The following is an 11,852-nucleotide window of genomic DNA, read 5'->3' as shown; positions in this document are numbered from 1 at the left end:
CGCCCGGGGTCGCCGCGCTGCGTGCATCAGGTCGCCGCCTGTTCAGACTTCCCCCGCGGTTCCGGCAGGCCTGTACAGGTAGAACACTTCTGGGTCACCGTCGTCGAGACCGTGCACCATCCCTACCGACCGCCAGCCGATCCGCTGCAGCAGCCGCTGCATGGGATGATTGGACAGGTTCGTCGACGTGAACAGCTTCCCGGTCCTGCATGAGGCCGCCGCGGCACGCAGGAGCCGCTCGCCGACGCCGTGACCCCGGGCGGGCTCGGCGACCATGAGCATCGTCACGAAGCCCTGCTCGAAGAAGGTGTACTCCACCACGCAGTAGCCGACGAGCCCGGTCGGCGTGTCGGCCACAAGGACGGCACCGTCGCGACACCAACGTTGGATGGCGGCGCGCCGCTCGCCACCGTCGGATCCCGCGACCGGGTCAAGGGTCACGAGGTGCTCGACATCCGCCGCACTCCCCGCTCGGACGGACAGTGCGCGAAAGCCGTCGGCCTTCATCAACGTGACTTTCCTCCCTTGTCGCAAGACTCATCCGGACGTTTCACCATCGTTCGCTGGGCACGTCCGGGACGTCGCATGGTTCGCTCAGCCCGGCAAGTCACATCCGCTGCCCGGACCGGCGCTCCGCCACCCGGTAGTGATACCTTCCCGTGATCTCGAACCCTTCGCCCCGGTAGAGAGCCTGCGCCTGCTCGTTCCTGGCCGTGGTGATGAGGTAGGCGGAGCCCGTGCCCGCGTGCCGCACCAGTGCCCGCAGCACCGCGCGCGCCAGCCCCCGCCGCCGGGCGCCGGGCAACGTGGCCATGCAGTAGACGCCCAGCATGTCCCCCTGAGGCACACCGCGCCCGACGGACAGCGCCACACCATCCTCCTCATACGCCGCATACCAGGCAGGCACCCCGGTGCAGATGCGTTCCGCGTCCGCGAGGCCCGCGCCGTAACGCCCGTCCACGGCCCACCACGTCTCCAACCAGCCCTGCCACGGCCGATCCTCGATCCGCACCTTGTACGCGGGCCCGTGTCCCGGCGTCCCGGCCATGATCACGGTGGGGTCGGCCAGCCCATACCCTCTCCGCTCCAGCTCCTCGTCCAGGCCGGGCCCGGCCGCGGCACCCAGCGAGAAGACACAGCGCTGCCCGCGCGTGTCGTAGAACGCCTCAGCGGCCTCGACGGCAGCGCCGAGATCGGCAGGGGCATGCAGCGGGAGCACGGAGTTGGCCCGTTTGGTCACGCCCCCGGCGTACCGCAGCACCCACCCGTCGTGCACACGCTGCTCGTAGGCAGGCCAGGCCTCATGCACCAGCAGATCGAACTCCACCCGCGCAGCCTAACCACCCCGCCAACATGGGCCGGACGGAGGAACGCCGACATGGCACCCCCGGCCCTGACCGCGGACAGGAACCACGGCAGGCCGATCACCCGGGAAGGCGTCACAGTGCGGAGGACGGTCACCGATTCGGCGAAGCGGACGGCCCGGGGAGCGCCGTTGCGGCGCTCGGCCGTCTCCGCCTGGTGAGCGTCTCCCTGCACAGAGCCCAGCCCAGGTCGGCGACTGGGGTCAGCCTGGCCTGCCGTAAAAGAATGAAGCCTCCCCCTAGGCTGAGCACTGTGATGATTGTGTTGCCGCCGTCTGAGGGGAAGGCGGCGCAAGGCAGCGGCCCGCCGGTCGGCCAGTTGTCGTTCCCCGCCCTGGACGGGTCCCGCAAGCGGGTGATGACCGCGCTCGTGCGCGCGTCCAAGCGCCGTGACGCCATCGGCGTGCTCGGCCTGACGCCGGGCCTGGCGGGCGAGCCGGCGAGAAACCTCGCTCTGAAAACGGCTTCCACGTTGCCCGCCGCCGACCTCTACACCGGCGTGTTGTACGACAATCTGGGGCTGCGCACTCTGGACGGCGAGGCATGGAGCCGGGCTGAGGAGTCGGTGCTGATCTTCTCCGGCCTCTGGGGTGTGGTGCGGATCACTGACCCGATTCCGCCCTACCGGCTGTCGATGGGCGTCAACCTGCCTCCGCTCGGAGGTCTGGGCACGTTCTGGCGGCCGCGGATCTCGAAGGTGCTGGACGGCGTTCCGGGGCTGGTGGTGGATCTGCGTTCGGCGACCTACGCGAGCGCCTGGCAGCCCGGGGAACGCTCGGTGACGGTCCGGGTGTTCAGGGACGGCAAGGTCGTCAGCCACATGGCCAAGGCGACCAGAGGTGAGATCGCCCGTGCGCTCCTGCAGGAGGGCACCACGCCCACGAGCTCTGAAGAGCTGGCCAAGGTGCTCGACGCGCTCGGCTACCGCGTCGAGGTGGCACCGCCCGCCCGCGCCGGCCGCCCATGGACACTGGACGTGCATGTCTCGTGACCACCTGCCTACCGCCCGAAACGCCGCCGCCCCGCTCGGACGGGTCCGGGCGGGGCGGCGGCGTGGTGCGGATGCGGTCGAGTCAGTCCAGGTAGTCGCGCAGGACCTGGGAACGTGACGGGTGGCGCAGCTTGGACATGGTCTTCGACTCGATCTGGCGGATGCGCTCACGGGTGACCCCGTAAACCTTGCCGATCTCGTCGAGGGTCTTCGGCTGGCCGTCGGTGAGCCCGAAGCGCATCGACACGACGCCCGCTTCCCGCTCCGACAACGTGTCGAGAACGGAGTGCAGCTGCTCCTGGAGCAGCGTGAAGCTGACGGCGTCGGCCGGGACGATGGCCTCGGAGTCCTCGATGAGGTCGCCGAACTCGCTGTCGCCCTCCTCGCCCAACGGGGTGTGGAGGGAGATGGGCTCGCGGCCGTATTTCTGGACCTCGACGACCTTCTCGGGCGTCATGTCGAGCTCGCGGGCCAGCTCTTCCGGCGTGGGCTCGCGGCCGAGGTCCTGCAGCATCTGCCGCTGGACCCGGGCCAGCTTGTTGATCACTTCGACCATGTGGACCGGGATGCGGATGGTCCGCGCCTGGTCGGCCATGGCACGCGTGATCGCCTGCCGGATCCACCACGTGGCGTAGGTGGAGAACTTGTAGCCCTTGGTGTAGTCGAACTTCTCGACGGCCCTGATCAGGCCCAGGTTGCCTTCCTGGATCAGGTCGAGGAACAGCATGCCGCGGCCGGTGTAGCGCTTGGCCAGCGAGACCACGAGCCGGAGGTTGGCCTCCAGCAGATGGTTCTTCGCGCGGCGGCCGTCTTCGGCGATCCACTCGAGCTCGGCCTTGACGTCGACGGGCAGCCCTTCGGACTCGCCGCCGCCGAGCTGCTCTTCGGCGAACAGGCCGGCCTCGATGCGCTTGGCCAGCTCGACCTCCTGCTCGGCGTTGAGCAGGGGGACCTTGCCGATCTGCTTGAGGTAGTCCTTCACCGGGTCGGCGGTGGCGCCCGCGGCGGCGACCTGCGCCACGGGGGCGTCATCGTCGTCGTCGGAGAGGATGAGGACTTCTTCCTCGGTCTTCTCCACGGTGACCTCGACGGCCTTGGGCTCCTCGGGTTCCTCGTCGGAGTCGGAGTCGGAGTCGGAGTCGGAGTCACCCTCCGCGTCGGAGTCTCCCTCGGCGACGATCTCCTCGTCGTCGACTTCGATGTCATCGAGGTCGTCCAGCTCCACGTCGCCGTCGAGCTCGATGTCCTCGTCGTCCGCGTCGGCCTTCGGGGCCTCGGATGCCTTCGGCTTGGTCTCGGCAGGCCCAGCGCCCTTCGGCTCGGCCTTCTTGGCGGCGGCGGCGGCCGCGGCCTTCTTCGCCGCCGGAGCGGCCTTCTTGGCAGGGGCCGCCTTCTTGGCGGCCGGCTCGGCTTCAGCGGTGCCCACGACCGCGGTCACGGTCTCGGGCTGCTGCTCTTTGGCGGCCGCCGCCGTCTTGGTCTTGACGGGGGCGGCGGTGCGGCGCTTTGCTGGACCACGAGACTTCTTCGGCGCAGCCGAATCCGCGGCGGTCACCACCACGGTCACGCCCTCTTTGCTGAGGTTCCGCAAGAACGCGGCGGCGTGCGACATGGGGATGTCCGCCTCCTCGAAGGCCTGACGGACATCCTCAGACTCGAGGAAACCCTGCGAGCGCCCACGCTCGAGCAGTCGCTGAATGACGGGCTCGTTCAGCTCTTGTGGCTTCGAGCGAGTCGAACTTGCAGGCGACACGAACACCTCTCGAACGAACGCGTGGCGACAATGGACCCAGATGCCCGCTGGGGGGCTGTTGCCTCTCTCAGAGATCGGTGAGGCCGTGCGGACCGCGACGGACCTGCACAGCATTGTGGCACGACCCCGCACTCCATACGGCCACCTCCCGGCGGTTGACCTCCACCCTAGGCCGACCGAGACAGTAGTGCGTACGTAAGCGGGGCACCGATACCCGAAAGCAACCGTTATGACTGATTCATTCAGTCACTCTTCGTGGCTGGCGGTACGTGAATTGCTAGCGCGGTAACGTCATCATCTTGTTCATATCCAGACAACATCCGGTCAACCAGGAAGTCCAGCAACATATGCGGACTACTCACGACCTCAGGCGGCGCTTCGGTCACAACACTGCAAATCTCTGCGAGACCGGCATCCAGCCCGCGCTTCCGGTTCTCCACGAGCCCGTCGGAGTAGAGCACGGCGGTATGGCCGGGCGGCACCACGAACCGGAACTGCCTGCGGCTGGTCGGCCAGCCTAGCGGAGTGCCGGGCTCGGCGTCGCACAGGATCGCCGTGCCCTGGGGCGAAACCAGCACGGGCGGCGGATGCCCCGCCATGGCCAGCGTGCCTTCGCCGGTGACGGGCTCGACGACCATGTAGGCCAGGGTCGTGACCTGCTCCTCTTCTTCCGTGGCCTCGAAGACCCGGTCAAGGCCGGTGAGCACGGCCGCGGGCGGCGGGTTGGTGAGCGCCAGCGCCCGCATGGCGTTGCGGATGCGGCCCATGCCGGCGGCGGCCTTGACGCCTTTGCCCATGACGTCGCCGACCACCGCGGCGACACGCCCGTCCTGCAGCACGAACGCGTCGTACCAGTCGCCGCCGACCTGGACGTGACGGCTGCCCGAACGGAAGCGCTGGGCCAGCACGAGGCCTTTGACGACCGGCAGGCGGTCGGGCAGCAGGCTGCGCTGCAGCGTCTCGGCGGTGCGGTGCTCGCGCTCGAACAGCGTGGCCCGCTCGACCGCGAGCGCGCACTGACCGGCCAGCGCCTCCAGGAAGACGCCGTCCTCCTGGGAGATCTTCTGGGGCCGGGTGAAGGAGAATCGGAGCGCTCCCAGAGCCCGTCCGGCCGCCAGCAGCGGCAGCCCCACCCAGGCGCGCTCGTCGCTGTTGGCGAGGTAGTTGCCGAGGACGTCCTCGTCTCCCCCCGCCTCCAGCAGCTGGGCCCTCAGCGACTCGGGAGACTCGGCGAAGACCGGCCTGCGGCTGTTGACCGCCATGGTCATCACGCTGGAGCTGGACAGCGGGATCTCCTCGCCGGACGCGCCGGACGCCTCGGGGATGCCCTCACCGTTGATCAGCTTGAGAGCGGCCCTGTCGGTGTCGAGCAGCGCCACCGCCGAGCGGTCGGCGGCCAGGGCGGTGCGGCCCACGTCGATGATGACCTGCACCACCTGCTCGACCGTGAGCGCCTCCGCGAGCATCGCGGTGGCGCCCTGCAGCCTGGCCGTGCGCAGGGCGGCCGCGCCGAGTTGGTCGGTCAGCCTGCCGCGCATCTCCTCGGCCTCGCGCTGCGGCGTGACATCGGTGTTGGCGCCGACCCACTCGACGACCCGGCCGTGACGGATGATCGGCACGGCCCGCACCTCGAAGTGGCGGTAGCCGCTGGCGCGGGTGCGCACGCGGTAGTTCCACTCGAACATGGTGCGGCCGCGCAGCGCCTCCCTCCAGGCCTCCTCGGTCTGCTGGACCTCGTCCGGATGTACGACGTCCAACCAGCCGTTGGCGAGGTATTCCTCCAGGCCCTGGCCGGTGATGGCGCGCCACTGCGGCGCGTCCTCGACGACCGCTCCCGTGGGCGAGGTGATCCACACGAGCTGGGACTGCGCCTCGACCAGCGAGCGGTAGCGCTCCTCGCTGCGGCGCAGCGCCTCCTCGGTCTGGCGGCTCTCGGTCACGTCGAGCCCGATCAGCGCGATCGCCCGCAGCTCGCCGGCGTCGTCGTGGACCGGCGAGAACGACAGCGACCATTGCCGGGTGTCGCCATCCGCCGACCGCACGCGTACGCGGCCCTCGGTGACGGGCGCGTCGCCCTCGATGACGGCCTGCACGGCGTGCGTGATGATCTGGCTCAGGTCGGCGGCCAGCACCTCGACGGGAGGCCGGCCCGCCATGCGCTCCGCGGGCACGCCGACGACGTCGCTGAAGACGTCGTTGACCCGCTGGACGCGGCCGTCGGCATCGAAGAACGCGAAGGCGAACTCCGCCTCCGAGAGCATGCCCCTGAAGAGGGCGGAGTCTGAGATGTCCACATCCGACTCCCGGGGACGGGGAACGGAGGTCTCGGCGCTCATGGTCCGCACCTCCGTCGCGTGCCAGGGTCTCCCACGCGGCACATCTCCATAATCGTGTATCGGCGTAGCGCAGCTCCGGGCGACCGGATCCTGCAGTACATCATCGGCGATGGGCACGCGCGGACGGAAGCCCCCGCCGGTGCCCGGTCGCCTCTAGGGTCTACGCATCCTGTCAAAGTCGCTCCACTTTGCGCAGCAAGATCAGGTTACCGCGCCCGATTACCGGGACGCCTGCCCGCCACGGCTATCGGGCCTTGGCCGCGCGCTTGGCCTCTTGCTTGGCGGCGCGCACCCGGCTCAGGCTGTCGGCGTCGACCACGTCGGCGACCGACCTTTGTGCACCCTCCTCGCCGTAGGGCCCGGCTGCCTCCCGCCAGCCTGACGGCTGGACCCCCAGTTGCTTGCCCAGCAATGCCAAGAAGATCTGGGCCTTCTGCTTGCCGTATCCCGGAAGGGCGTTCAGTCGTTTGAACACGTCCTTGCCGTCGGCGGCCTCGGCCCAGATCCGCTCGGGCCGGCCGTCGTGGTGCTCGACCAGGTAGGCCGCGAGCTGCTGGATGCGGCCCGCCATCGCCTTGGGATAGCGGTGCACGGCCGGCGGCTGCGCCAGCAGCGCGGCGAACTCCTCCGGATCGTAGGAGGCGAGCTCCTCGGCGGTGAGGTCGTGCCCCAGCCGCTGCGAGATGGTGTAGGGCCCCGTGAACGCCCACTCCATGGGGATCTGCTGGTCGAGCAGCATGCCGACGAGCAGGGCGAGCGGGCTGCGGCCGAGGAGCTCGTCTGCCTCGCTCCGCTGGGCGAGCTGGATGCGCATGGAGACAGCTTCGCATGAAAGGGCACCGGGTGAAGTGAACACAGGCGTCGTGGAGCCTTGACACCCGTCCGAGAAAGGGTGGAATGAGAACGCAAGTCGCCCTGCAGACGTTCCTGGGGGTTTGCCCCTGGGCATCCAGAGGAATCTCACTCCTATGCTCGCTCTGGCCACACGGTTCCTGCGCGAACCGGTCAGTCTCAGGCTGGCCGAAGAGTTCCTGACCGTACCCGTGGACACCATCGACCGCTGCGTGGCCGACGTGTGCGCGTGTGCGCAGCATCTGGGTGTCACCGCGACCCCGGAGATCGTGGAACGCATCGCCCGCGAGCACCTGCTCGCGATCGTGAACTCCGCGCCTCCGCCGCGGAGTTCCCGCTGACGTGACGTCGCAGGCGTCCTGCGGCGTTCCCGCAGGACGCCGGACGCGGGTCACCGGCATGACCCTCCTATAACATCGGGGTCACCGGGCCGTGTTCTCCGCACCGTTCGTGCCTGGAATACGAGAGAGTGAGGGCGTGCGCCGACACCGACGAGATCCCCGGGAGAGCACTCCGCCCGACGACGTGTTCAAGGAGATGGTGCAGGCGGCTCGAGAGCTGCTCGCCGTTCGCACTCCCCTGGACGCGGAGCTGATGGTCTCCGACATGATCGGGGCCTGGTGGGGCCGGCGGGTCAGGGGCGGCGACGTGGAGCAGGTTCTCGGTGAGGGGCTCGTCGACTACGCGGCCAAGGCCGGCACGCCGGCCTCGCTGACCCTGCTGATGTGCCTGGCCTACCTCGGCACGGCCCGCCAGGGCGCCAAGGCCGAGGGCGCGGCGCTCGCCATGATGGAGTCGGGGGTGGCCAGGCCGGGCTGGGCCGACCGGGTGGGCGCGGTGAAACCGGCCGGCTGCTACGTCTCCCGCGACGCCTACGGCGACCAGGACACGGTGATCTGCACCTTCTCCTACCGGTGGAACGACGGCCAGACCCCGGCCGACCGTCACGCGCTCGTCATGGTCGTCGACTACAACATGAGCGGCATGACCCGCGACGCCTGGGTCTCCTCGCAGGTCGACAAGCTGATCGAGCAGGCCAGGGCCGAGGCGGCGGGCAACCCGATGCTGTTGTTCGAGGAGATCCAGCCGGAGCAGGCGAGGGCCCTTCTGGAGTCGGCGATGAAGGCCACGAAGGAGCCGAAGACCCCGCCGCCGGTGAGCGACAGCTACAGCGCCTACCACGCGTTCGCCAGGGCCCGGTTGAAGGCGCTGCCGCCCGGGCGCAAGCGGCCGGCGCCGCTGCACATCGAGGCCCCCTACAGCAGGGAGCGGCGGGCCATGCTGGCGGCGGAGTTCCTGGCCTCCGACGCCGCCGAGCACCTGTCCGACCCCTCGGCCGCCTCGCGCTGCGCCGACCACATCATCGACTACGGCTGCGAGCAGGACTTCAACCGGCCGCTGCGGGTCAGCCCCACCAAGTGCGAGACGTTCCTGCTCGACTGGCTGCCGCGCAAGGTGATGCTGAGCGTGGCGGAGCAGGAGGCGATGCCGCACGTGCTGGCGGCCTGGGTGCGCTTCGCCGCCCAGCGCACGGCGCTGCCCGAGCAGGGGCTGAAGGCCACGCTCGACGCGGTGTGGGAGGCCATCGGCAAGTTCCCCGAGGCCTACCGCGATCCGACGTCGTTCGGCCTCGACCGGCCCCTGCTGGAGCGCCTGCTGCCGGACGGCGACCTGTCGGCGCTGGCCAGGCGGGTCTTCGCCTTCCCTTTCCTGCAGGGCACGCACGGCGACGTCGACCTCGACCACCTCAACCCCGCCGACGAGGCCGACCGCCGCACGCTGCTCGAGATCGACCACGGCGGTGCCATCGACCAGGAGCATCTGGCCTGGCACGAGGAGATCGCAACCCGGCTCTGGGAGGGCGATCCGCCGCAGTTGTGGGAGGCCGCGCAGCGCCTGCTCGACCTCGGGCACGACCGCCACGACGTGCTCCACGTGCTGATCGAGATCGCCGAGCGGATCGGCGGCGACCCGGAGGAGCTCGCGGCGGCTCTCGACGACATCGCCGACATTCCCGACGAGATCTAGCTCGCCATAGAATTTCCTTCTATGGCAATGTACAGCCGCGCCGGCGAAGGCCGTTACCGCGCGTCGGAGCACACCCAGGGCCCGTGGGATCCCGGCTCCCAGCACATGGGGCCCGTCACCGCCCTGATCGTGCACGAGCTGGCTCGCACGGCCCCGCGGCCAGGCCTGCAGCTGTCGAGGCTGGTGGTCGACGTGTTCGCGCCCGTGCCCGTGGCCGAGCTGCGGGTCGAGACCGACGTGGCCCGTGACGGCAAGCGCGTGCAATGCCTGTCGGCGAGCGTCCGCTCCGGTGGCCGCGAGTTCGCCCGGGCGAGCGCCTGGCGCATCCGGGAGGCCGGCACCCACGCCACGCCGGCGCGGAAACCGCCGGCGCCGGTCCCGCCCCGTTCGCAGGAGCACGCGCGCTCGTGGCTGAGCTCCGGCTTCGGGTACGGCAGGGCGCTCGACTGGCGTTTCGTCACCGGCAGCCCCCTGACGCCCGGCCCGGCCACGGTCTGGGGCAGGCTCGGCATGCCGCTGGTCGAGGGCGAGGAGATCACCTCGCTGGAGCGCCTGGCGGTGTTCGCCGACAGCGGCAACGGCATCAGCCTCGCCGTCGACTTCGCCACGCACCTCTTCGCGAACGTGGATCTGACAATCTCCCTGTTCCGGTCGCCCGAAACGGAGTGGATCTGCATGGAGTCGGCCACCGTGCTCGGCCCGGCCGGTCGTGGGCTGACCCGTTCGACCCTTTATGACGAGAATGGCGAGGTCGGGACGGCCACTCAGACCCTGTTCGTCGCACCGCGCGAGCCGTGAAGCGCCATGATGGTGCCATGGTGATCGACCTCAACGCGGATCTCGGCGAGGGCTACGGCATCTGGCGGCTCGGCGACGATCTGGCGCTGCTCGACATCGTCACGAGCGCCAACGTGGCCTGTGGTTTCCACGCGGGCGACCCGGTGACCATCCGGCGCACGTGCGCGGCGGCCGTCGACCGCGGCGTGGCGATCGGGGCGCAGGTGTCCTACCGCGACCGGGCGCACTTCGGGCGCAGGGAGATGGACCTCGAGCCGGAGGAGCTCTGCGCCGAGGTGCTCTACCAGCTCGCGGCCGTCGACGGCATCGCCAGGGCGATGGGCGGCCGGGTGTCCTACGTCAAGCCCCACGGCGCCCTCTACAACCGGATCTGCCGCGACGAGGTGCAGGCGGGGGCGGTGATCGACGCGGTGGCCGACTACGACCCCACGCTGCCGGTGCTGACGCTGCCCGGCTCGGTCGTGCACGAGGTGGCGGCGGTCGCGGGCGTGCCGACGGTGAACGAGGCGTTCGCGGACCGCGCCTACACCCCCGCGGGGATGCTCGTCCCGCGAAGGGAGCCGGACGCGGTCATCCACGACGCCGTCGTGGTGGCGGCCCGTGCCCGTCAGATGGCCGTGGCGGGCTCGGTGACGGCCTCTGACGGAAGTTCCGTCCAGCTGGCCGCCCGTTCCATCTGCGTCCACGGAGACACGCCTGACGCGGTCCGGCTGGCCCAGGGGGTCCGCGACGCGCTGCTGGCGGCCGGAGTCGTCCTGCAGGCGTTCACGTGATCCGCAGGGCCGGGGAGCACGGGCTGCTCGTGGAGACGGGCTCGCTGGAGTTGTCGCACCGGCTGGACGCGGCGCTGCGGGCGGACCGGCCCGCCGGCGTGGCGGAGATCGTGCCGGGGCCCGCGACCGTGCTCGTGGTGGCGCCGGGCGCGGACCAGGCGCGGCTCCGCGATCGGCTGGCGGCCCTCGTCGCCGAAGAACGCGGCAAGGCCGGCGCCGGAGCGGCCGAGGGGCCTGCCGTGACGATCCCCGTGGTCTATGACGGCGCGGACCTCGACTCCGTGGCGGCGCTGGCCGGCATCGGCGCGGACGAGGTGGTCGCCCGGCACTGCGGGCGCGAGCTGGTGGTGGGGTGGCTGGGATTCGCCCCGGGGTTCGCCTACCTCACCGGGCTCGACCCCGTGCTGGAGACGCCCAGGCTGGACACGCCGCGCACGTCGGTGCCCGCCGGGTCCGTGGCGATCGCTGGCCCTTACTCCGCGGTCTATCCGACCGCGTCGCCCGGCGGGTGGCGGCTGCTCGGGCGCACGTCCGTGCGGGTGTGGGACGTCACGGCCGAGCCTCCGTCGCTGTTTCGGCCGGGCATGCGCGTGCGGTTCGTACGCGAGGAGGCCCCGCCGTCCTGAGGACGGGCTGCGGGAGGACGGCGACCAGGGCCAGGTGAGGAAGAGGGTGGCAGATGGCGACCATGCCCGCCGGACGGAGTGAGGCCACGGGCACGTGATGATCGAGGTGCTGGCGCCCGGTCCGTACGCGACCGTGCAGGATCTCGGGCGGCCCGGTCACGCCCACCTCGGCGTGCCCCGGTCGGGGGCGGCCGACGCGCCGAGCCTGCGGCTGGCCAACCGGCTCGTGGGCAACGCGGAGGGCCTGGCGGGCATCGAGCTGACGTTCGGCGGGGCGTGGGTGCGCTTCCACGACGGCGGGTGGGCGGCGCTGGCCGGGGCCCCGCTGACG

General features: G+C 70.6%; 11 protein-coding genes and 1 pseudogene. 7 read left to right on the top strand and 5 right to left on the bottom strand.

Translation table 11 applies throughout. The annotated features are described in order from the left end of the window. Positions 1 to 42: 42 nt before the first annotated feature. Both GUY59_RS43270 and GUY59_RS43265 read right to left on the bottom strand, forming a co-directional pair. Entirely contained in the window at positions 43 to 507 is a 465-nt protein-coding gene (locus tag GUY59_RS43270) for a GNAT family N-acetyltransferase (protein ID WP_138203999.1), read from the bottom strand. Positions 508 to 607: 100 nt separating this feature from the next. Further along, positions 608 to 1,327 (bottom strand): GNAT family N-acetyltransferase, encoded by a 720-nt coding sequence (locus GUY59_RS43265; protein WP_138203989.1) that lies wholly within the window; start codon positions 1,325 to 1,327, stop codon positions 608 to 610. A gap of 290 nt (positions 1,328 to 1,617) precedes the next feature. Between GUY59_RS43265 and GUY59_RS43260 the strand changes: the two genes are divergently transcribed. Then, the gene (locus GUY59_RS43260; RefSeq protein ID WP_171055497.1) at positions 1,618 to 2,355 is read left to right on the top strand and encodes a YaaA family protein; all 738 of its coding nucleotides are present in this window, start codon (positions 1,618 to 1,620) and stop codon (positions 2,353 to 2,355) included. An 82-nt stretch (positions 2,356 to 2,437) separates the two neighbouring features. Here the strand turns inward: GUY59_RS43260 and GUY59_RS43255 are convergent, their stop codons facing one another. The 3 genes from GUY59_RS43255 to GUY59_RS43245 form a co-directional block, all read right to left on the bottom strand. Further along, the gene (locus GUY59_RS43255; protein ID WP_138203991.1) at positions 2,438 to 4,108 is read right to left on the bottom strand and encodes an RNA polymerase sigma factor; all 1,671 of its coding nucleotides are present in this window, start codon (positions 4,106 to 4,108) and stop codon (positions 2,438 to 2,440) included. Positions 4,109 to 4,350: 242 nt separating this feature from the next. After that, positions 4,351 to 6,444: a SpoIIE family protein phosphatase gene (locus tag GUY59_RS43250; RefSeq protein WP_132341291.1), complete on the bottom strand. Its 2,094-nt coding sequence runs from the start codon at positions 6,442 to 6,444 to the stop codon at positions 4,351 to 4,353. A 244-nt stretch (positions 6,445 to 6,688) separates the two neighbouring features. Beyond that, the gene (locus tag GUY59_RS43245) at positions 6,689 to 7,258 is read right to left on the bottom strand and encodes an HhH-GPD-type base excision DNA repair protein (protein WP_132341289.1); all 570 of its coding nucleotides are present in this window, start codon (positions 7,256 to 7,258) and stop codon (positions 6,689 to 6,691) included. Between the two features lie 154 nt (positions 7,259 to 7,412). On the opposite strand from GUY59_RS43245, the gene GUY59_RS43240 reads away from it, so the two are divergent. The 6 genes and pseudogenes from GUY59_RS43240 to GUY59_RS43215 all read left to right on the top strand — a co-directional run. Further along, the gene (locus GUY59_RS43240; protein ID WP_132597337.1) at positions 7,413 to 7,637 is read left to right on the top strand and encodes a hypothetical protein; all 225 of its coding nucleotides are present in this window, start codon (positions 7,413 to 7,415) and stop codon (positions 7,635 to 7,637) included. A gap of 196 nt (positions 7,638 to 7,833) precedes the next feature. Continuing rightward, positions 7,834 to 9,324, top strand: coding sequence for a hypothetical protein (locus tag GUY59_RS43235; RefSeq protein WP_201762040.1), 1,491 nt, complete (start codon positions 7,834 to 7,836; stop codon positions 9,322 to 9,324). A 21-nt stretch (positions 9,325 to 9,345) separates the two neighbouring features. Further along, positions 9,346 to 10,122 (top strand): thioesterase family protein, encoded by a 777-nt coding sequence (locus tag GUY59_RS43230; RefSeq protein ID WP_132341940.1) that lies wholly within the window; start codon positions 9,346 to 9,348, stop codon positions 10,120 to 10,122. A gap of 17 nt (positions 10,123 to 10,139) precedes the next feature. Then, positions 10,140 to 10,895, top strand: coding sequence for a LamB/YcsF family protein (locus GUY59_RS43225; protein ID WP_138203993.1), 756 nt, complete (start codon positions 10,140 to 10,142; stop codon positions 10,893 to 10,895). Beyond that, positions 10,892 to 11,521 (top strand): 5-oxoprolinase subunit B family protein, encoded by a 630-nt coding sequence (locus GUY59_RS43220; protein ID WP_138203995.1) that lies wholly within the window; start codon positions 10,892 to 10,894, stop codon positions 11,519 to 11,521. The genes GUY59_RS43225 and GUY59_RS43220 overlap by 4 nt, the downstream gene beginning before the upstream one ends. A gap of 97 nt (positions 11,522 to 11,618) precedes the next feature. Then, positions 11,619 to 11,852: pseudogene (locus GUY59_RS43215) on the top strand (allophanate hydrolase subunit 2 family protein); the annotation flags it as partial.

This window comes from Nonomuraea sp. K271 (genome assembly GCF_009908215.1).
Lineage (GTDB): Bacteria > Actinomycetota > Actinomycetes > Streptosporangiales > Streptosporangiaceae > Nonomuraea > Nonomuraea longispora.
The sequence above is the reverse complement of the archived record's forward strand: the minus strand, read 5'-3'. Positions and strand labels throughout refer to the sequence as shown.

Excerpts from the sequence above, each read along its gene's own strand:
- GUY59_RS43240 (WP_132597337.1), top strand. The coding sequence starts at position 7,413 with ATGCTCGCTCTGGCCACACGGTTCCTGCGCGAACCGGTCAGTCTCAGG.
- GUY59_RS43230 (WP_132341940.1), top strand. The coding sequence starts at position 9,346 with ATGGCAATGTACAGCCGCGCCGGCGAAGGCCGTTACCGCGCGTCGGAG.
- GUY59_RS43225 (WP_138203993.1), top strand. The coding sequence starts at position 10,140 with ATGGTGATCGACCTCAACGCGGATCTCGGCGAGGGCTACGGCATCTGG.
- GUY59_RS43245 (WP_132341289.1), bottom strand. The coding sequence starts at position 7,258 with ATGCGCATCCAGCTCGCCCAGCGGAGCGAGGCAGACGAGCTCCTCGGC.
- GUY59_RS43235 (WP_201762040.1), top strand. The coding sequence starts at position 7,834 with ATGGTGCAGGCGGCTCGAGAGCTGCTCGCCGTTCGCACTCCCCTGGAC.
- GUY59_RS43250 (WP_132341291.1), bottom strand. The coding sequence starts at position 6,444 with ATGAGCGCCGAGACCTCCGTTCCCCGTCCCCGGGAGTCGGATGTGGAC.
- GUY59_RS43270 (WP_138203999.1), bottom strand. The coding sequence starts at position 507 with ATGAAGGCCGACGGCTTTCGCGCACTGTCCGTCCGAGCGGGGAGTGCG.